The sequence below is a fragment of the Quyinboa ferrireducens genome, from assembly GCF_042436675.1.
Classification (GTDB): domain Bacteria; phylum Bacteroidota; class Bacteroidia; order Bacteroidales; family UBA5342; genus JBHJHP01.
On the sequence record NZ_JBHMVA010000003.1, the window covers coordinates 101,242 to 121,866 of the forward strand.

A 20,625-nucleotide genomic window follows, 5' to 3' on the forward strand; every position below is an offset into this window, starting at 1 on the left:
TAAAACCGACACTGATTATTAAAAAACTTCTGGTTTGAATCTGAAGTTTCACTTTAATTGCAAAGGACTATTGATTCAAATATAAATATACTGAACCAAGAACATTCTAAATAACATATCACTACCCAACATTTGGTAAATACATATAAATGTTATACTGTCATCAAATAAAAATATAACGTTTTGGAAATACACTGGATTGATGCATTGATATTTATCCTTTATCTGGCAGCAATGCTGGGAGTTGGCTTTTATTTTTTAAAAAGAAACAGTTCTGATGAAGATTATTATGTGGGTGGCCGTAGTATGACTGCCAGACATGTAGGCTTATCAGTTGTGGCTACCGATGTTGGTGGTGGTTTTTCCATAGGACTGGGAGGTCTTGGTTTTACGATAGGACTATCTGGAAGCTGGATGCTGTTTACCGGACTTCTGGGAGCATGGCTTAGCGCCGCACTCCTCATTCCTAAAATATACCCTGTTGCACGAAAATACAATTTACTAAGCTTCCCAGAAGCTTTAAAACATTATTATAATAAACCGGTGGCTGTTCTTGCGGGAGTTATTTCACTAATTGGATATATCGGTTTTACAAGCTCCCAGATTTTAGCCGGTGCAAAACTGGCTACTGCTACATTTCCTGCAATAACTATAATTGATGCTGTACTAATCATGGGAATAATAGCTGCATTATACACTGTTATGGGAGGTATTAAGGCCGTAATTTACACCGATACCATTCAGTGGATCATCCTTATTTCAGGTTTATTTTTGATAGGTATTCCCTACGGTTATTACAGACTTGGAGGATGGCAGGCTATTCAAAACAATATTCCGGATCATCTTTTTTCATTGACCAACATCACATTTATGCAATTTTTCAACTGGCTCATTACCATTGTTCCCATCTGGTTTGTAGGCATGACACTTTACCAACGCATATATGCCTGTAAAGACGAAAAAACAGCAAAAAGAGCATGGAGAATTGCAGGATTATTTGAGTGGCCTGTTATGGCTTTTATGGGAGTGATCCTGGGATTATTTGCCCGCATAGCATTTGAACAAGGTTTATTTTCAACCTTTGGTTACGCACCAGGTAATGAACCCGACCCAGAACTGGGTCTGCCTTTATTTCTTGTACATATTTTACCGGTTGGCCTTATGGGACTGATGATGTCTGCTTATTTTTCAGCTATCATGTCAACAGCTGACAGCTGCCTGATGGCAGCCTCAGGTAATCTTCAAACCGATATTATAGGGGCATTTTCGAAAAAGCATACTAAAAATAATATTAAACGCTCCCAGTTGATTACACTTGTTATCGGTACCATTGCTATTCTGCTTGCGACTACCATGCAGAATGTACTTGAACTCATGCTATACTCTTATGCCTTTATGGTATCAGGTCTGTTTGTTCCGGTTCTTGCAATACTGATTCTAAAAAAACCGTCAGCTTCTGCTGCATCCTGGAGCATGATAAACGGTGGATTTACCACATTGATCCTTATTGTTTGTGACCTGAAATTACCTTTAGGTCTGGATGCTAACTTTTTCGGAATTGCGATATCCGCCATTGTGTTCATAACGGTTCAACAATTTAACTCTGATAATGGTTATGCAACAACCAGTACAATAAGTGGATCTATTGAAAAAAAATAGATTAAGGTAAAATGTGTGAGGATAATTTATTTTTAGATCCAAGGCCTTTTTTGACAAAAAACCGTGGTTTGAACAGTAAGTACTTTCGGACTTTAAACAGCGTAAAGCATTAGTCTTAATGGATTGAGTTTAAACAAAACACATTGAATAGAAATTAATATATTATGGCATTGTATGTTTTAAGCATTCAAATTCTCAAAAGATATAGTATTATAAATCAAAAAAACTAGCACAAATGGTCCTGCTATTATTCTACCTGTTTCTGGCACTGTTTATTTCTGCAACCTGTTCTGTTATGGAAGCAGTACTGTTGTCAACCCCTTTGTCGCATATTAATGTTAAGGCAAAAGAAGGAAAAGCATTTGCACTGTTATTTCTCAGACAGAAGAATAACATAGACCGTCCTCTTTCAGCCATTCTTTCTCTTAACACGGTAGCTCATACGGTAGGTGCTGCCGGTGTTGGGGCTCAGGCAACTGCCATATTTGGAGACACCTACTTTGGGCTTATCTCTGCCATACTTACAATACTGATACTCATTTTCAGTGAAATTATTCCGAAAACCATCGGAGCCACCTACTGGAGAAGTCTGGCCAAACCATCTGCACATATCATCCAGGTAATGATATTTATAACTTATCCGTTAGTTCTCTTTTCGGCTTTACTTACAAAGTTGATTTCAAAAACAAAAAAATCCCAAACCATCAGTCGGGATGAAATATCAGCACTTGCCGTTATTGGTAATCAGGAAGGCATATTTACAGATACTGAAAGTAAAATACTGCAGAATCTTATCCATCTTAAAAACATGAAGGTGAGTGAAGTAAGAACCCCCCGTGTTGTTCTGACCTCTGCCAATGAAAACATGTCATTATCCGCATTTTTTGATAAACGCGAGGAATACAGGTTTTCCCGCATTCCCGTTTATTCCAAAAATATAGAGAATATTACTGGTTATGTATTTCGTCAGAACGTATTTGAAAAAATAGCCGAAGGTGAGACAAAACTGGCGCTCAAAGATATTCGAAGGGAGATAACCATCGTGCCTGAATCCATGGCATTGATTAACGCCTGGGATATCCTTCTTGGGCATAAAGAACACCTTGCCCTGGTTGTAGATGAGTTTGGTGGCACAGAGGGTATCATTACAATGGAGGATATCATTGAATCCCTTTTAGGATTTGAGATCATCGATGAAAAAGATGAAATAAACGACATGCAGAAATTCGCAAAAGAACGATGGAAAAGAATTAAGAGTCTGAGAAACACGCAAAATAAATGAGAGTCTTAATAGCAAAAATTACTTCAACTAATTCAGGGATGACACTATTTTAGTTTTGAATTATATATCACTTTATCGGAGGTTTATTTCATTACAAATTCATTCCCTTTTATAACTTAATCACTGTTGTCCGATCAAAAATAAATATGAAATACAGATTCTTCGCTTCATTTTATTACGCTCAGAATGACAGCCAGACAGGTTCATTGAGGGTGAAGCGAGGAATCTCTGAAGCTTTAAGCTGTCAACAGTTCAACTTAATTTAAAAAGTACTAACTTTATAACTGTTAACCACCTTCACTTTACTTGCATTAAATAATTAATTTATTTATGCCTTATGAACAGTTGGCTTACCATAGATCCTGATAATCAGGGAAATCAACATTTACTGTTTTACTTATTCGCACTGGTAACAGTTGTTGTAATAATCACCGGATATGGTCTTCGTAAAAAAATTCCGCTGACTCCGCTAATATTACTTTTATTTTCCACTTTTTTATTTTCAATCCTTGGCGGCAAACTTTTTTCCTTTGGTTTTGACGAATGGTTGAACATTTTAAAAACCCATCAGATTCCCGAAACCAGAAACAAGACCATTTTAGGATATCTTATTTTTGGAGTTATAGGGTTTTATCTGACCCGATACCTTTTAAAATTCAAATATCCGGTTGGTACGGCCTTCGCTTTTGCGTGGCCTGTTGGCTTAATTGTTACGAGACTGGGCTGCCTGACAGGTGGTTGCTGTTATGGTAATGTCACAGATTCTGTCTTAGGCATCTCATACGCTAAAGGTTCCTTGGCATATAACTCTCAGCTGTTTTCCGGTCTGATCCAACCTGGACAAACCGTCTCTCTTCCGGTCCATCCGGTTCCGTTGTACGAGATAATATTTTGTGCTTTAATACTTTTTATGCTGTATACCTTTCACAAAAAAAGAATATTAAAACATGAGAGCAGTTTGTTCTTTTTATCCATAATGCTGTATGGGATATTCAGGTTTTTCGAAGAATTCATACGCCCGGGCCAATCCGGAGTCCTGGGATTACAGAAGGCACAGGTCATTTCTCTGTTATTATTTATCCTATCTACAGGATTTGTTTTCATTGCAGAGAAATACAGAAAAGGCAATAAGGAATCTGAGAGATTGGTCACTGATATTAACAGGTATATTTTTGTACTCGCGGGACTGCTGCTCCTTTTGATTTCGATTTCGAACTGGCTCACATTTACTGAACTTATATTTCTGCAGTTATTGAGCTATTCAACACTTTTTATCACTTCCATAAATGTAATTCACACGCTAAAGATCAAGGTTGCATATGCACTGCCTTCGCTTATGATATTTATGGCATTTTTATTTATGTCTCAAACATTAAGTACTCCGCTGGATTCTGTTTTTACATCCAAAAAATATTTTACAATTGGCGCTGGTGGAAGTTACGGAAAGGAGGAAGAAATATGTGGTGGCGTCAATGAGTATAGTGCATTAGGAATGAATCTTGAATACACGAATGAATATAAAAAAGATAAAAAGTTTTCTTTTGGTAGTCAGCTCTATACAATTAACTATGACTATGCTAACTATTTGGGTTTTACCCCCTATGTGAAATGGGACAGCAAGTACATCGGAGGGAAATTAGGCATCAACCTGAGCAATCTTGAAAGTGAATATAAAGGTTCGGAGATTGTGCCTTCACTAGCTCTGAGAATAGGACCTGAAAATATCTTTTTTGTGGATGCACATTATGCAGACTATCTCCCCGGTGAACTACCCGCATTTCAGGCTGGGCTTGGAGTCGGATTCAGAAATCATCCGGGAAATCACGTACGGTTTGGAATATGTGAGTCCGGTTTGTATTTGAATCCCAGGCTTATGTTGAATGAAAATTTCAGTTTGGATCCGTTTCTGGCATACAGCACAGCAACCAATTATCAGTTGGCGCTGAGAATTCATTATACATTTTATGAAAAGTAAACATAAAAAAACCTGCTTTGTACAAAAGCAGGTTTTTTATTTATTATTCTGTTTCCTTTTCAATTAGTGCTTTAATCTGGCTGTTTTGCAAATGTGGTAAATGAGGATTAATGACCTCACCATCTTTACCTACAAACACATAATGCGGAATACCGGATATTTCGAATTTACCACACAAATAATTCCACTCATCTTTCGATACCCGGTAATGTTCCCCTTTTATATCAGGGATCATGTTATTCCAGGTATTTTCAGGAGAAGAGGGACCCGTAATATATACAAATGCTACTTTTGATGTATCCATTTCTTCCTTTAACGGCTTGATCCTTTCAATGCCTGAACGGCAGGGTCCACACCATGTCGCCCAGAAATCAACATAAACTGCTTTTCCTCTGTACTTTTTCATAATGGCTTCAAACAATTTGTCGCCCTCTGTTTCCGGCACATCGTTAACAACAAAACCTAATTTATTTTTTTGCGACTTAATTTTCCGAAGGGTTGCCTCATTGGAATAAGCAATGTAATCTGAGATAAATTTATTGTCAACCTGCTTTTGTGCATCAGCCAAATCTTCATCGCTTAGCGGCGTAAATTCAGACACAACTTTTCTAAGTATATCCTGAGACTTAAAAATATTCGTCATCAGTCCTAACTCAATATTAAAATCCTCAATCAGAATGCGTTCCATCTCCTTATCCCTCATCGAACGATAATAATTGTTTAATGCTGCATTTGTTTTTTTAGCGAATGCATTCAGTACCTCACTATTATTTTTTGCAAATTCCATTCTTTCTTTAACAGGTTCCAACGCTATATATTCCAAATACTTCCTGACTAGCTCCTCTTCATCTTTGGTTAGCTCAAAGCCTTTTGCTTTATATAATTCGGCAACTTCTGACGGATTCTTCCCATTCATTTCATCTCTAGGAATATGCTGCATGCACTTCCTGTAGAAAGGAGCCATTTTATCACGACTTAATTCAATATAGGCTTTTACTTCAGGCAATTCATTTATATAGTCCTGTGACTTATAAAATTCAATTAATTCCATTTCCTTTTCTGTAAAACTATATCCGTCTTGTACCAGACCATCATATAACTCACCAGCTTTAAAATTTAACCGTATATTTCGCAACGGTTCACAGTATTTTATCCTGTTACTCACAGAAAAGTAATCATTCGAAATTGCACCATACGGATCATTCACAAAGTCATTGGTTAAAAAATCAAAATATTCAACATTCAAAGGTTCCAGGTTTATATCCAGTTCTCTTTGCGTTCTGGGTATATTATTTTTTTTCCGGTATGCAGATTCATAATAGTTTTTATAATAAATAATTGCACTTGCATACCTGTAATCAATATTCCGTTTTTCGATCATGTAAGCTTTTTTGCAGATATTTTTCCGGTTGCTTATTTCATCCAGCTTATTTAAATCCTTGTCCCACTGGCTTATCAGATACATTTTATATTCCCAGGCATTCATATGCAAAATTGTATCCATTAATTCAGAATAATTATAGCTTATTATATGATCATAATAGGTTCGTTCCAGATTTATTGCTGCCAGATCTCCCTGAAACTCGGCCCATCTTGACCCTGTATTTTGTACATGAAATAACTCTTTACCTGGTTCCAAAAACACATCGGCCCTGTAAAAATCTGAGTTGATATAAATTTCTGTTGGAGAATACATTGGGATCTCAACATAAAATCCACCATTTTCATCAATTGTTGCCACATACGTTTGCTGACGACCTACAAATACATCATTCAAGTGCACCTTAAATGTTTTTGTTTTACACCGGGGATCATAATTGAGCACGAATCCTCTGTAAATACCTGTATCAATTCTAAAAAACGGTTCATCAAATCCTGAATTGTCAGGAATCAGGGGCTTATCTGAGAGTGCTGAGCCTCTTGTTAATAAGATCAGATCATCTTTTGATTTACCTAGATACAGACCATCCTTTTTGACTTTATAAAATAGCCTATTTACTCTTCCTGAACTGTCAATTATTTCTATTTCCCCGGAATTCTTTTTTGCATATACAGAACCATACTTCCAAAGATTACTATCGTATACTACAGCTTTATCATATAAACCTAATTTCCATAATTGCGATTCATTGTCGAACCAGTCGCCTTTCAATTTATCAGGTACAGGACAAACATATTTATCATTGCTAAGATTTATATCATATATGAACCAATCTCCTCCATCATTACCTTCTCCAAAATCAATGTATTTAACTGATTTATCAACCGGTGGGAATATCAGTGAATATCTAAATTCTCCGGATTCCGGCATTTTAGTACTTTTCGATAATTCAACACCAATTGATTTTTTCACGTATAACCTGTCCTCTTTACCAATTTCTTGAATGTATGATAATTTTGGTATTGCAAACGACCAGTCTTTTCTTTTTACCAACTTAAAATTCAGAATAGTTGCTGAATCCTGTAACTCTAAACTTTCTAAAGTTAGATAGGTCGCTGTATTAAAACCTGTTTCCGGATTTTCAATTTTTGCCTGAGAGTAAACATTTGAAGTTAAAACAACAAGACAAGCCAATAATAATAACTGTTTCATGATTTTGGGGTTTTATAATAAACATTCAGGTTATTTATGTAAAGTACTCATAAGCAGATTAGTACATTCATCAAATATATAACTTTCAAACGGTTTATAAAATAGTTAAGGTATTTTACGCTTGATATTTTGTAATAAAAATAAAACTTCTATATTTGTTCGTAATTTTACGAAATACGAAATGAAGGTATCAATTTTCACAGAAGAGCAGACTCAGACAGCAAGATATGCCAAGGCATTAAGTCATCCGGTTAGGGTATATATTCTGGAATTGCTTTCCAAACAGGCCTGTTGTTACAGCGGCGATTTAAGTGATGAACTTCCAATTGCCAAATCGACTTTATCACAGCATTTGAAGGAACTGAAAGAAGCCGGGCTTATACAGGGCGAAATTGAAGCACCTAAAATAAAATACTGTCTGAATAAAACAGCATGGCATGATGCCAGACAATTGATAGAGACTTTATTTAATAAAGAGATACAGACAAACGATTCGTGTTCAACCGAAAAATAAAAACAAAATGGATATTAAAGTATTAGGTACCGGCTGCAAAAAATGTAATATGCTCGCCAACGTTACAAGGGAAGCCGTGAGACAGTCAGGCATTGATGCTACCGTTACTAAGGTAGAAGATATTGTTGAGATTATGCAATATGGCGTTATGACAACGCCCGTTCTGGTAGTAAATGGTGAAGTTGTAACCAAAGGAAATGTACCATCCGTAAACGAAATTATTCAGATACTGCAAAGCAAACATAGAAACTGATGTATAAACGTCTTCTATTCTTCTTTTCCTTATTGCTGCTTTGGGTGGTTTTCTTTACAAAACTGCCATTTATTGACTACACTCCGTTGATGTTAAAATACCCGGAATGTTGCTCAGGACAAACAAACCTTTTCGTTTACATCTGCGACTATTCCCTGTATGAGATCATTGGAATGAACCCAAACAGGTTTTATACGTCTGCTATCCGATTTTTTATTTACGAAGCCCCCAAAATCCTGCTACTGCTTGCCATGGTGGTATTTGTAGTAGGATTTATACAATCCTGGTTTTCACCCGAAAAAACACGAAAAGCACTGGAAGGAAAGCCGCTGTTTGCCGGAAACATTTTCGCCTCCGTTCTTGGCATCTTTACGCCATTCTGTTCCTGTTCTGCCATTCCTCTGTTTATCGGATTTATTGAAGCTGGTATTCCCATTGGAGTAACCTTCTCCTTTTTAATTGCGGCTCCAATGATTAATGAAGTAGCACTTGTATTGCTGGGTGGTTTATTTGGATGGAAAATTGCAGCCATTTATGTCGGAACCGGACTTATCATAGCTATAGTTTCGGGATTTATAATTGAGAAGCTTGGCATGAAACGCTATGTTGCCGACTGGGTTTTTCAGATTAAGGGTCAGCAGCAAACCATAGATAACAGAAAACTTCAGTTAAGCGACAGGCTCGATGCCGGATATAATCTGGTAAAAGAAATCATAAAAAAAATATGGGTTTACATTTTGATAGGAATTGCGGTTGGAGCCGGAGTTCATGGTTACGTTCCTGATGACCTGATGGCAAATATCCTGGGAGCACAAAACTGGTATTCCGTACCATTAGCTATTCTGGTTGGTGTCCCGCTATATTCTAATGCTGCAGGTATTATTCCTATTGTCAGTGTACTAATAGAAAAAGGCGTTTCCATGGGAACTGCTCTGGCATTTATGATGTCCGTTATTGCACTGTCATTTCCTGAAATGGTAATCCTTAAAAAAGTCTTGAAATGGCAATTCATCGCCATTTTCATAGGTATTGTTGCCACAGGGATTATGCTGGTAGGCTTCATTTTCAACTTGATATTATAACTATAACACATATGAAAATTTTAATCTTATGCACAGGAAACAGCTGCCGTAGTCAGATGGCACATGGTTTTCTTCAATCATTTGATCCCGGATTAACAGTATGCTCTGCCGGCACCAACGCTTCGGGTAAATTAAGCAGCAAAGCTGTAGAAGTCATGAAAGAGGCAGGTATTGACATCAGTCACCATACTTCTGATTCAGTTGATAAATATCTGAATGACGAATGGGATTATGTGATAACTGTATGCGGCGGGGCCAATGAAACCTGTCCGGCTTTTTTAGGCAAGGTTAAACACCGTTTACATATCGGGTTTGATGACCCATCACATGCAACCGGTACAGATGAATTTATTTGGAGTGAATTCATCAGGGTCAGAGATGAAATTAAGGAAGCATTTTATAATCTCTATATCAATGAGATAAAACCACAAATTTAAAATGGAATCATCGGAAAGAAGAATAGGTTTCTTTGAAAAATACCTGACACTTTGGGTAGCTCTGTGTATTGCAACAGGAATTGCCTTAGGGCATTTCACCGGTGATACCATAAAATTTCTGAGTGAGCTGGAAATCTTCAACGTTAATCTGCCGGTAGCAATCTTGGTATGGCTGATGATCTACCCGATGATGTTGCAGGTGGACTTTTCGAGCCTGAAAGATGTGCGAAAAAGACCCCGGGGCTTGATTCTTACCCTGGTGATAAACTGGCTGATCAAACCGTTTTCGATGGCATTCTTCGCATGGATCTTTTTCTCAAAGATTTATTCTGCCATTATTTCTCCGGAAATGGCAGGTGAATATATTGCAGGAGCCATACTGCTTGGTGCTGCGCCATGTACTGCCATGGTGTTTGTATGGAGTTATCTTACCAACGGTGATCCCAATTATACACTGGTACAGGTTTCCGTAAATGATCTGATCATCCTGGTCGCCTTTGTACCTATCGTTGGATTACTTTTAGGGATCACCAATATTACAATACCCTACAATACACTCGTTGCAAGTATTATTATTTTCGTGGTCATTCCACTTCTTGCAGGTTATCTCACCCATAAGGTTCTGATACGAAAGAAAAGCGAGGCCTGGTTTACATCGAGTTTCCTTCCAAAATTCAAACCTGTTTCAATCATTGCATTATTGTTAACTCTTATTCTTTTATTTGCTTTTCAGGGATCTACAATCACCCAAAAGCCACTGATAATAGTCTTAGTCGCAGTACCACTGATTATCCAAACCTATTTCATATTTTTCATAACATGGTTTGCGGGACGTTTTTTAAAGTTGCCTCATGCCATTTGTTCCCCTGCCGCAATGATTGGCGCCAGCAACTTTTTTGAACTGGCCGTAGCCGTTGCTATTGCATTGTTTGGCCTGCAGTCGCCCGCTGCCCTGGTAACCGTTGTGGGTGTATTGGTAGAGGTGCCTGTTATGCTTTCACTTGTTGCACTTGCCAATAAATGGAGATATTAAAAATGGGATTGAAAATATTCTTCAATCCCATTTTTATATTTTTGAGTTACAAGCTTATTCTACAGTAACAGATTTAGCCAGATTTCTGGGTTGATCCACATTTCTGCCAAGTTTAACGGCTATATGATATGAAAACAATTGTAAAGGTATAACTGATAGTAATGGAGTTAATGCGTCATGCGTCTCAGGAACCTCTATCACATGGGTAGCCATCTGTTTAATTTGTTCATCTTCTTCAGTCACAACAGCAATAACAATTCCCTTTCTGGCAATTACTTCCTGAATATTGCTGACTACTTTTTCATAGTTTACATCCTTTGCCGCGACAAAAACAACCGGAAGTTTCTCATCTATCAATGCAATCGGACCATGTTTCATTTCTGCCGCAGGATATCCCTCTGCATGAATATAGGATATTTCCTTCAGTTTTAAGGCACCTTCCAATGCTACAGGGAATTGGATACCACGTCCTAAGTAAAGCGAATTAGTCGCTTCGGCATACTTTTCTGCAAGTTCTTTTATATGATCATTCTGTTTGAGCAATAAACGAATTTTATCCGGCATGTTCCTTAAACCAAGTGCCATTGCCTGAAATGTATCTTCATCAATAGTGCCTTTACGTTGTGCCAGCATCAATGTCATCATGGTAAGCACGGTAATCTGACTCGTAAATGCTTTTGTTGAGGCTACGCCAATTTCCGGACCGGCATAAGTATAAACCCCGGCATCTGTCTCACGTGATATACTTGAACCAACCACATTACAAATACCCAAAACAGTGGCGCCAGCTTTCTTAGCCATACGAATTGCCGCTAACGTATCAGCGGTCTCACCACTTTGCGTGATAGCCAGCACAACATCATCTTCCGTTATTATTGGTTCACGGTACCTGAATTCTGAAGCATACTCCACCTCCACAGGAAGTTTAGCGTATTTTTCAAATAAATATTCCCCAACCAGACCGGCATGCCAGGATGTTCCACAGGCAATTATGATTAAGCGGTTTGCCTTCTCAAGTTTCGGCATCACCTCCCTGATTCCGCCCAGGCGTACCGAACTTCCATCTGCAGCCACACGTCCACGGATGGTATCCAAAACGGCTGTAGGTTGTTCAAAAATCTCCTTCAACATGAAATGGTCAAATCCCCCCTTGTCAATATCATTAACATCCATATCCAGTTTATGGATCAAAGGTGTCATATTCCCATTTCCATGAATATTTTTTAATTGTAATGAATCATTGGTTAAAATAACAATATCATCATCATCCAGATACATCACCCGCTTGGTATATTCAATAATAGGTGTTGCATCTGACGCCAGAAAATATTCATTATCACCAACACCAACAACAAGCGGACTACCTCTTCTGGTAGCAATCAACTTATCGCCTTCTTCTTTACAAATAATAACCAATCCAAAAGCACCTATAACTTTGGCAAGAGCAGATCTGATTGCTTTTTCTGCAGATATGTTCTCGCTCATATACACATATTCAATCCAGTTTACCAGAACTTCAGTATCTGTTTCGCTTTTGAATTTATAGCCTTTTGATAGAAGAAATGTTTTAAGTGTATTGTAGTTTTCTATGATTCCGTTATGAATGAGAACAAACTTTTCATTCATTGACATATGCGGATGTGCATTTACATCATTCGGTTCTCCATGAGTAGCCCAACGCGTATGACCTATACCAATTGTACCTTCTGTATCTTTTCCCTGTAATGCCTCTTCGAGTGCTGAAACCTTACCTTTTTTCTTGAATACTCCAATATTTTCTTTGTTATACAAAGCGATTCCTGCCGAATCATACCCCCTGTATTCCAACCGTTTAAGTCCGTTTATCAAGATAGGACAAGCATCCTTTTCTCCTATATAACCAACAATTCCACACATAAAACCAAGGTTTAGTATCTTGTATATACAATTTCCAGTTTTAAATTGTCATTTGCATTTGTCAATCCTTTCAAAAAAGCAAATCCCGGATTATTTCTGTTTCCCGCTACCGAAAGGATCAAATCATCCGGATTATCCTCTTTCCTGTCCAAAATGTCTTGTATATATTCAGCGATGTTAAAAACATAAGTATAAGTATCAGTTCGAATACCATACGTATAAGTTGCATTTTGTGATACATATACAGCCTGATCCGGAATATAGGTAACGTTCCCGATAGTATCCCTTCCAAGTGTGTCCCTTCTTAAGTATAGCTGATACGGTGCCAGATATTGCCCCTGGTCCTGAATATCCTTATCAACATACAAGGTCAGCTTTGCGCTGTTTATGGCAATTCTTGCACTGTCTTCACCTGCAAGAGGTTTAAAAGCATCCAAATCATATACCGGTGGAAACTTAAGTTTGACTTTGGAGACATTAAGTCCCTGAACATACAATACACTTGGCTGTACCGTATTTTCATTATAGGAGAAATCATAGTTTCCATAATCCTTCCGGATCACATTAAACCGGGGACATTCATTGTTAACCACGATACTCTGAACGGCATAGTACGATGTATCACGCTCCGGATATGTAATTACAGTATCTTCACCAATAATTGCTGTATCTGCAGGATTATAGTGGTAAACAAGGTTCAATGCACTAAAGTCAATATAGCTAAACGTTGTAGAACTAGAACTCAAATACGGATAAATGTACATCATTGCCTTAGTACTAAAGGTTGTTTTAACATAAACCCCCTTAAACAATTCCCTGAATTTATCAACGCTGTCACGTATCTCATCATAATTATCAATTATTCTCTGACCTATCGATTTAGAAAGAGGTATGGAAATATGATGAATATATCCGTTTGCCCATCTAACGCTATCAGGAATGGTAAAGTCAATAGTCTGGATTTGCTTTTCTCCAATTTTATCATCTTCGGAATAATAATCCAAAGGATTTTCATCTGAAAAATAATCCTCACTGTTTGATAAAAGTTTGTTCAATTCATAAACCTCAAAATAATGCAGTGCCGTTGAATCACCATAATAACCGTTTTGTAATAACACCAGCAACACACTATCTAACACCAATACACTATCAGGGCTGGACTGCTTTATATCAAGATGCTTGTACCAAAATTCCATGGCAATGTCCCCTTTTACTCCTGCCGCTTCCTGAAGATCCGGTTTAAAGCCGCCCAACAGAAAATAGTTGTTATCACTGATTCCACCATCGGTTCTCATGGTATGTGCAGCCGGTTTAAAACTAAATGCTTTAAAAGGAATTGAATCTACATACGATACATTGATTTTATCTTTAAGCGGACTTATGGAACCACCAATGATGTTTTGATCCTGAGTACAACCTGTAATAGTAGCAATAACAATTAATACTAACAGAATGGGTTTAAAATTCATATATATTTTTTCGGGAATAACGTTTATATACGGGTTTCTATACACTAAAAGGCGTTAATTTAACTTAAAATTTCATCGTAAAAACTATCGTAGGCCTGAACATAGGACTCAGGTGACTGATAACCAAGGAATTTCTTATTTTCAGTATCAATGAATTTTTTTACATTCTTATTTATGTTTTCACTTCCCTGAATTACAGCATCAGAATAATGAATTGCCAGTTTATTCAGGTTTTCATAGTCAGGTTTTTCAACCAGACTTAAATCCTCCGGAGTTATCCCGGGCATTAAAATCTTTTCTTTAAATAATTCTCTGAAAGTGTTCTCAAATGGATTATCATATATTGAATAAACCATTTTTGAATGCTGAAAAAACGGATCATCATGATAAGACTTCTTAATGTACAAAGGCACTAAAGCCGACATCCAGCCGTGACAATGAATGATATCCGGGGACCATCTTAGTTTTTTTACCGTTTCAAGTACTCCCCGCGCAAAAAATATGGCACGTTCGTCATTATCTTCGAATTCCTTCCCTTCATCATCAGAAACAATAGCTTTGCGCTGAAAAAAATCTTCATTATCAATAAAATACACCTGTAATCTGACAGCCTGAATAGAAGCTACCTTTATAATCAAAGGATGATCGGTATCATCTATTATCAGGTTCATCCCGGATAAACGAATTACTTCATGCAACTGATTTCGTCTTTCATTAATTAATCCATAGCGCGGCATAAATGTCCGGATCTCTTTTCCTGCTTCCTGAATACCTTGCGGTAAATTCCTACCAATTACTGATAATTCTGACTCTGGTACATAGGGAGTAATTTCCTGAAAAATAAATAGAACCTTTTTTGCTTCCATACTTTGTTGTTGAAAAGATCGCACAAAATTACTAAAAATATTCTATTAATTCAATTTAACATTAACATGCCACAGAATCAAATTGCTGATTCTAAAAGGGATTTGAATATAATTAACAATTAATGTAAAATGTTAAACTATGTTGCCATACTATTACTTAATTATTAATTCACATATTTTTGACAATTCCGATTAAGAATAACATTATATTTGGATTCTGCTAAAACAATTAGTATGGATATTTCCGGGAAATGGTTCTTTAAAGAAGAATTCGAAACAGGAGTCTGCAATGGAGAAGCGAAGCTCTTTCAGGAAGACAATAAGCTTTGGGGTGAAATTGAAATGACCGAAAACATTAAAGGTCAGTCTCCCCTGCACCTGATTCAAAAACTCGCCGGCATTGTGCTGGATAGGAAAATAGTTCTGAAAGGAACATCTTATAAGATTTTGAACGGAGGAGATTTCCGGACAGAATACTCACTGGATAACTGGGAAGGAAATATAAACAGTGAAGGGAAGATTATTGGTAGTAGTATTGATCAGGAAGGCACCTGCGGTATTTTTGTTATGGAAAGAAACAAATAACTAATTCTGTTTCGTTATGCCAAACCCTTTAAATCCGATAAAAGTAAACAACAACTGGTATGATCCGACATATTTTGCGGGATCTGCACCTACCGGCATTTTTAAATCGGACGCTTTCAGTACCGAAGTGTATAACTTCTTAAAGGAATGGTATAGTCAGAATGAAGTAATCTATGTTAATACATCCGGATCCACCGGATCACCATCAACCATTGAACTGCATAAATCAATAGTATTTGCTTCGGCTTTAAAAACCTGTTCAATTTTTAAACTTACAGGAAAAAGTACCGCACTCCTTTGTTTACCTGTCAATTATATTGCCGGAAAACTGATGTTAATCCGGGCCATTGCGAGTGGCATGAACCTTATAATTCAGGAACCAAACAGTAATCCTTTAGCAAGGCTGGATGAGAAGATTGATTTTGTAGCCATGACCCCAATGCAATTAAAAAAGTCTATTGCAACACCGGATAATTTAAAGAAAACCGAAGTTATACTTATCGGCGGTGCTCCTCTGGATAATTCCACCCACGATATGCTGAATGAGTTCGATACAAGAATTTACCAGTCATATGGAATGACGGAAACAGCAAGTCACATCGCATTAAGACCACTCAATCATACAGAAATTATTCATCCGTATGCGGCCATCCCGGGCGTTACTTTCAGCATCGACCACAGAAATTGTCTTTTAATCCATGCACCTCACATATCAGATTCCCCTATAGTGACAAACGACATTGTTGACCTTGTTGATGATAATCATTTTTACTGGAAAGGGCGATTTGATTTTGTAATAAACACTGGCGGGGTAAAAGTATTTCCAGAGGATATTGAATCAAAATTAAAAGATTTAATTCCTTTCCCATTCTATATCAGCAGAAAACCAGACAAAAATCTTGGCGAAAAACTGGTAATTATTATTGAAAAAGAAAATTCCGAAACCTACCAACAACTTAAGAAAAAGATTGAATCTACCCTTGATGTGTTTGAAAGACCACGTGAAATCATAAAAGTTGAAAAAATACGTTTCTCTGAAAGTGGGAAAGTAATCAGAGACCACTCACTTTAATTTAAAATTAATTCTACATTATCATTCCTTGCTGTTAATATTTTTAGTATTTTTGGCAAGAGTCTGTAAAAATTTATGAACATGGGCCTTTTTGGAAATAAATTTCCCGACACAGAGAAGATTGAGAAACAGGATGCGGAACACAAGCGTCTTTACCAGGAAGTGCTGGCAACAGCTAATTCAGAAGATTTGAAGGAATATCTTGAATTAAAAGATGAAGTATCTTCTCCCGAATTTGTAAACGAAAAACATCGTGTTACAGGTTTAAAATGGAAATCAACAAAAGAATATTCCAAACTTAAAGAATTTAACAAGTTAACTAAAAATAAAGATTTAAAGGCTTATTTTGAGCTCAAAGATTCAGATGAGTTGAAATCGTACCTGGAATTCAGAAAAACAGATGCCTACAGGGATATAACTGACAAGAAAAAAAGGAAAGCATCTGCTGATCTTGAGCGCTTCTTTAAATTCGAAAATTCAAAAGCTTATAAAAGTTTTAAAAAAATTGAAGGTTCAGGTACTTTAAATCAGTATCTGAAACTAAAAGAAGAGGTAGAATCAGACAAGTTTAAAGATTACAAGGCATTTTGTGAAGATGTACACCGTTGGAACCACACCGAACAGGCAAAAAAGGAACAACGTTTTCATAATCTGGATCAGGATGTAAACATTAAAAATTACGTCAAATTCCATAATTCCGATTTATTTGACCTCTTTAAATTTTATGATATTACGTTTGCAGAAGATTTTGCACCTGAAAAACTTGATACCCATAAATGGAAAACCCAATTTCATTTAGGATCAGAATTTGGACAAGGGAATTACAGCCTCGAAAATCATTTACAGGCCTATTCTAACGGAAGAAATATAGAGATTTCGCGTGATTATATGACCATAGACACACGTGCTGAAAATACGACCGCAAGAGTATGGGACAAAGAACGAGGTTTTATTCAGAGAGAAATGAATTATACCTCAGGCGTGATTTCGACCGGAAAAAGTTTTAAACAGAACGAGGGAATTTTTAAGATAAAACTTAAAACAGACAGCCACGCACCGGTATCACATTCGGTTCAACTTGTTTCACCCAAAGGCAATATCCAGATTAAGCTTTTACAAATTTCACAGAAAGGTAAACCTATGGTCGGTCTGAGTACGTATGACGGGAAACGCCATACAGTCAGAACGTCCAGAATAAAGGGATTAAATACCAATGCAGGTTTTCATATTTTTTCTGTTGAATGGCAAAAGGAAATGTTGATCTGGAAAGTAAACGATAAGGAAGTCTTCAGAACAGAAATAAAATTACCCAAAGAGGAAATGATTCTTGAACTGGCTTCCATGGTTTACAAGACTAAGAAAAAACCGGCTCCGGGTAAACTTATCGTAGATTGGATAAAAGTCTATAAAAAGACCGCTTAAGAATTGATTTATAATGACTGACCGTATTACTGAGCTTTTGAAATTTGAATCGGAAGCCGTTAAAAATATTCCATTACAGACATCGTTTGAAGAAGCTATCAACATTATTTTTGAACAGGTTCAGGTAAAAGGAGGAAAACTTGTGACCAGTGGAATGGGGAAAGCCGGACAAATTGCACATAATATGGCTACCACCTTCAGTTCTACAGGAACGCCAGCTGCATTTATGCACCCAAGTGAGGCACAACATGGTGATCTTGGACTTCTTCAAAAAAATGACGTTCTTCTTTTGATTTCCAACTCCGGAAAGACCCGAGAGATTGTTGAATTGATCGATCTGGCCAGATACCTTATTCCCACCATTCCTATAATTGTTATTACCGGACAAAAAGATAGTTTCCTGGCAAACGAAGCCAACGCAACTATCTGGACCGGCAATCCCGGCGAAATATGTCCGTTAGGACTCTCACCCACCACTTCCACTACTGTTATGAACGTAATCGGGAACATCCTGGTAGTTCTTATGATGGAGAAAATAAAATTCAGCAGCATGGACTATGCTAAACGTCACCATGGAGGCTACCTTGGGGATAAATCACGAACACAGGCAAAAGGTAAATAGTATGCGCAAAGTGATCGCCATCGGCGAAACCGTACTCGATATCATTTTTAAAAACGATCAACCGGTTGCCGCTAAACCAGGCGGCTCTTCTTTTAACGCCCTTATCTCGATTGCAAGAACAGGAATTCCTTCCACATTTATCAGTGAAACCGGACGTGATAAAGTAGGAGATTTAATCATACGGTTTTTAGAGCAGAACAACGTTGAAACAAAATACATTACCCGGTTTGAAAACGGAAAGTCAGCCCTTGCACTGGCTTTTTTGAATGACAAAAGTGACGCAGAATACGAATTTTATAAAAAATATCCGAAAGAACGACTCCAGTCTGAATTTCCGGATGTTCAGCCGGGCGACTTCATTCTGTTTGGTTCATACTTTGCATTAAATCCTGCATTAAGAATACAGGTAAAAAGTGTTCTCACGAAAGCAAAAGAACATAACGGCATTATATATTATGATCCAAACTTCAGAAGTGCGCATTTGCATCAGCTTGAAGCCATAAAGCCAATAATATTTGAAAACTTCTCTGATGCCACCATTATTCGTGGTTCGGATGAAGATTTCTATAACATTTTAAATTCCGAAAACACTGACGAAATCTATCGGCATGTTTGTAAAAACCAACAGCCACTCATTTATACCATGAGTTCAAAAGGCATAAAGGTTGTACTAAAAGACAAAACCTATAAATTTCCGGTTCAGAAACTAAAACCATTAAGTACAATTGGCGCAGGCGATAATTTCAATGCTGGTTTTGCCTATGCTATGTTTAAGTATAACATTACCCGTGATGCAATTAACGGGCTGGATCAGGTTATGTGGAAAAAAATAATTGACATAGCCGTTTCCTTTTCAAGCGAGGTATGTATGAGTTATGATAATTATGTCTCAGTGGAATTTGCGAATAAATTAAAAACTAAAATATGAAGCCAACACTTGTAATTTTAGCTGCCGGAATGGGTAGCAGATACGGAGGTTTAAAGCAGATTGACGGTTTTGGTCCTAATGGAGAAGCCATTATAGAATATTCAGTGTTTGATGCCATCAGAGCCGGATTCGGGAAAGTGGTTTTCGTGGTCCGCGAAAGCATTGAAGAAGCATTTAAAGCACACTTTGGAAGTAAATTCGAAGGAAAAATAGATGTGGAATATGTGTATCAGGAACTGGATAACATACCGGCAGGACTATCCGTTCCGGCAGAACGCACAAAACCCTGGGGAACAGGCCATGCTGTATTGGTTGCAAAAGACGCGGTTAAAACGCCGTTTGCGGTCATTAATGCTGATGATTTTTACGGACGCGACGCCTTTGAAACCGTAGCCACAGAATTATCGGCCACAACCAACGAAGCGAAAACATATTACCTGCTGGGTTATGAGGTTCAGAAAACATTATCTGACTTTGGTTCGGTATCGCGCGGTGTATGTAGCGTAGATAATAACGGAAATCTGGCAGATATAGTTGAGCGGACAAAGATCTATAAGGACGGTGGTAAAATTGTATATGACGAAAACGGAAGCATTCACGAACTTGCACCTGAACAACCAGTATCCATGAACTTTATGGCATTCACACCTTCCGCTTTTACATATTACGAAGCATATTTTAATGAATTCATCAAAACCAATGTGGATAATCCAAAGGCAGAATTCTATATGCCAACCGTACTGAATACACTAATCAGCAAAGGAGAAGCAGAAGTAAAAGTTTTAAGCACAACTGCTCAATGGTTCGGTGTAACCTATAAAGAGGACAAGGAAGATGCCGTGGCTAAATTAAATCAATTGATTGCCGATGGTGAATATCCTTCAAAACTCTGGTGAGAATCACTTATTAAAAAATAAGAGGCTGTCAAAAAACTGAC

18 protein-coding genes are annotated in these 20,625 nt (G+C 37.4%); 14 read left to right on the top strand and 4 right to left on the bottom strand.

Annotated elements, in window-relative coordinates; translation table 11 throughout:
• Nucleotides 1-183: 183 nt before the first annotated feature.
• The 3 genes from ACE01N_RS06555 (at nt 184) to ACE01N_RS06565 (ending at nt 4,916) form a co-directional block, all read left to right on the top strand.
• Nucleotides 184-1,659 carry a sodium:solute symporter family protein gene (locus ACE01N_RS06555; RefSeq protein WP_380586032.1) on the top strand — a complete coding sequence of 492 codons (1,476 nt, stop codon included), beginning with the start codon at nt 184-186 and terminating at the stop codon, nt 1,657-1,659.
• 235 nt (nt 1,660-1,894) lie between these two features.
• Complete coding sequence (locus ACE01N_RS06560; RefSeq protein ID WP_380586034.1) at nt 1,895-2,941, top strand: CNNM domain-containing protein; 1,047 nt, start codon at nt 1,895-1,897, stop codon at nt 2,939-2,941.
• Between the two features lie 337 nt (nt 2,942-3,278).
• Complete coding sequence (locus tag ACE01N_RS06565) at nt 3,279-4,916, top strand: prolipoprotein diacylglyceryl transferase (RefSeq protein WP_380586036.1); 1,638 nt, start codon at nt 3,279-3,281, stop codon at nt 4,914-4,916.
• Nucleotides 4,917-4,959: 43 nt separating this feature from the next.
• Here the strand turns inward: ACE01N_RS06565 and ACE01N_RS06570 are convergent, their stop codons facing one another.
• Complete coding sequence (locus ACE01N_RS06570; protein WP_380586038.1) at nt 4,960-7,509, bottom strand: TlpA family protein disulfide reductase; 2,550 nt, start codon at nt 7,507-7,509, stop codon at nt 4,960-4,962.
• 181 nt (nt 7,510-7,690) lie between these two features.
• On the opposite strand from ACE01N_RS06570, the gene ACE01N_RS06575 reads away from it, so the two are divergent.
• From ACE01N_RS06575 to arsB, 5 genes are read left to right on the top strand one after another with little or no spacing between them, the layout of a single operon-like run.
• A complete protein-coding gene (locus ACE01N_RS06575) occupies nt 7,691-8,023 on the top strand; it encodes an ArsR/SmtB family transcription factor (RefSeq protein WP_380586040.1) in 333 nt (110 codons plus the stop codon).
• A gap of 7 nt (nt 8,024-8,030) precedes the next feature.
• A complete protein-coding gene (locus ACE01N_RS06580; RefSeq protein ID WP_380586042.1) occupies nt 8,031-8,276 on the top strand; it encodes a thioredoxin family protein in 246 nt (81 codons plus the stop codon).
• Nucleotides 8,276-9,358, top strand: a complete 1,083-nt coding sequence (locus ACE01N_RS06585) for a permease (protein WP_380586044.1) — start codon at nt 8,276-8,278, stop codon at nt 9,356-9,358. The genes ACE01N_RS06580 and ACE01N_RS06585 overlap by 1 nt, the downstream gene beginning before the upstream one ends.
• A gap of 11 nt (nt 9,359-9,369) precedes the next feature.
• Nucleotides 9,370-9,795 carry an arsenate reductase ArsC gene (locus ACE01N_RS06590; RefSeq protein WP_380586046.1) on the top strand — a complete coding sequence of 142 codons (426 nt, stop codon included), beginning with the start codon at nt 9,370-9,372 and terminating at the stop codon, nt 9,793-9,795.
• Between the two features lies 1 nt (nt 9,796).
• The gene (gene arsB / locus ACE01N_RS06595) at nt 9,797-10,828 is read left to right on the top strand and encodes an ACR3 family arsenite efflux transporter (protein ID WP_380586048.1); all 1,032 of its coding nucleotides are present in this window, start codon (nt 9,797-9,799) and stop codon (nt 10,826-10,828) included.
• Nucleotides 10,829-10,882: 54 nt separating this feature from the next.
• Here the strand turns inward: arsB and glmS are convergent, their stop codons facing one another.
• The 3 genes from glmS to ACE01N_RS06610 are packed head-to-tail and all read right to left on the bottom strand — an operon-like array spanning nt 10,883 to nt 15,059.
• Complete coding sequence (glmS, locus tag ACE01N_RS06600; RefSeq protein WP_380586050.1) at nt 10,883-12,724, bottom strand: glutamine--fructose-6-phosphate transaminase (isomerizing); 1,842 nt, start codon at nt 12,722-12,724, stop codon at nt 10,883-10,885.
• Between the two features lie 11 nt (nt 12,725-12,735).
• Nucleotides 12,736-14,193 (bottom strand): DUF4270 family protein, encoded by a 1,458-nt coding sequence (locus tag ACE01N_RS06605; RefSeq protein ID WP_380586052.1) that lies wholly within the window; start codon nt 14,191-14,193, stop codon nt 12,736-12,738.
• A 59-nt stretch (nt 14,194-14,252) separates the two neighbouring features.
• Nucleotides 14,253-15,059, bottom strand: a complete 807-nt coding sequence (locus ACE01N_RS06610; protein WP_380586054.1) for a glycogen/starch synthase — start codon at nt 15,057-15,059, stop codon at nt 14,253-14,255.
• 234 nt (nt 15,060-15,293) lie between these two features.
• Here ACE01N_RS06610 and ACE01N_RS06615 point away from each other — a divergent pair, with 234 nt between their 5' ends.
• The 6 genes from ACE01N_RS06615 to ACE01N_RS06640 all read left to right on the top strand — a co-directional run bounded on the left by ACE01N_RS06615 (nt 15,294) and on the right by ACE01N_RS06640 (nt 20,584).
• Complete coding sequence (locus tag ACE01N_RS06615) at nt 15,294-15,644, top strand: hypothetical protein (protein ID WP_375728446.1); 351 nt, start codon at nt 15,294-15,296, stop codon at nt 15,642-15,644.
• 16 nt (nt 15,645-15,660) lie between these two features.
• Nucleotides 15,661-16,716: an AMP-binding protein gene (locus ACE01N_RS06620; RefSeq protein ID WP_380586057.1), complete on the top strand. Its 1,056-nt coding sequence runs from the start codon at nt 15,661-15,663 to the stop codon at nt 16,714-16,716.
• Between the two features lie 81 nt (nt 16,717-16,797).
• Nucleotides 16,798-18,138 (top strand): family 16 glycosylhydrolase, encoded by a 1,341-nt coding sequence (locus ACE01N_RS06625; protein WP_380586059.1) that lies wholly within the window; start codon nt 16,798-16,800, stop codon nt 18,136-18,138.
• Between the two features lie 13 nt (nt 18,139-18,151).
• A complete protein-coding gene (locus tag ACE01N_RS06630) occupies nt 18,152-18,760 on the top strand; it encodes an SIS domain-containing protein (protein WP_380586061.1) in 609 nt (202 codons plus the stop codon).
• A gap of 1 nt (nt 18,761) precedes the next feature.
• The gene (locus tag ACE01N_RS06635; protein WP_380586063.1) at nt 18,762-19,688 is read left to right on the top strand and encodes a PfkB family carbohydrate kinase; all 927 of its coding nucleotides are present in this window, start codon (nt 18,762-18,764) and stop codon (nt 19,686-19,688) included.
• Complete coding sequence (locus tag ACE01N_RS06640) at nt 19,685-20,584, top strand: nucleotidyltransferase family protein (RefSeq protein WP_380586065.1); 900 nt, start codon at nt 19,685-19,687, stop codon at nt 20,582-20,584. Before ACE01N_RS06635 ends, ACE01N_RS06640 begins: the two co-directional genes overlap by 4 nt.
• The last annotated feature ends 41 nt before the right edge of the window (nt 20,585-20,625 follow it).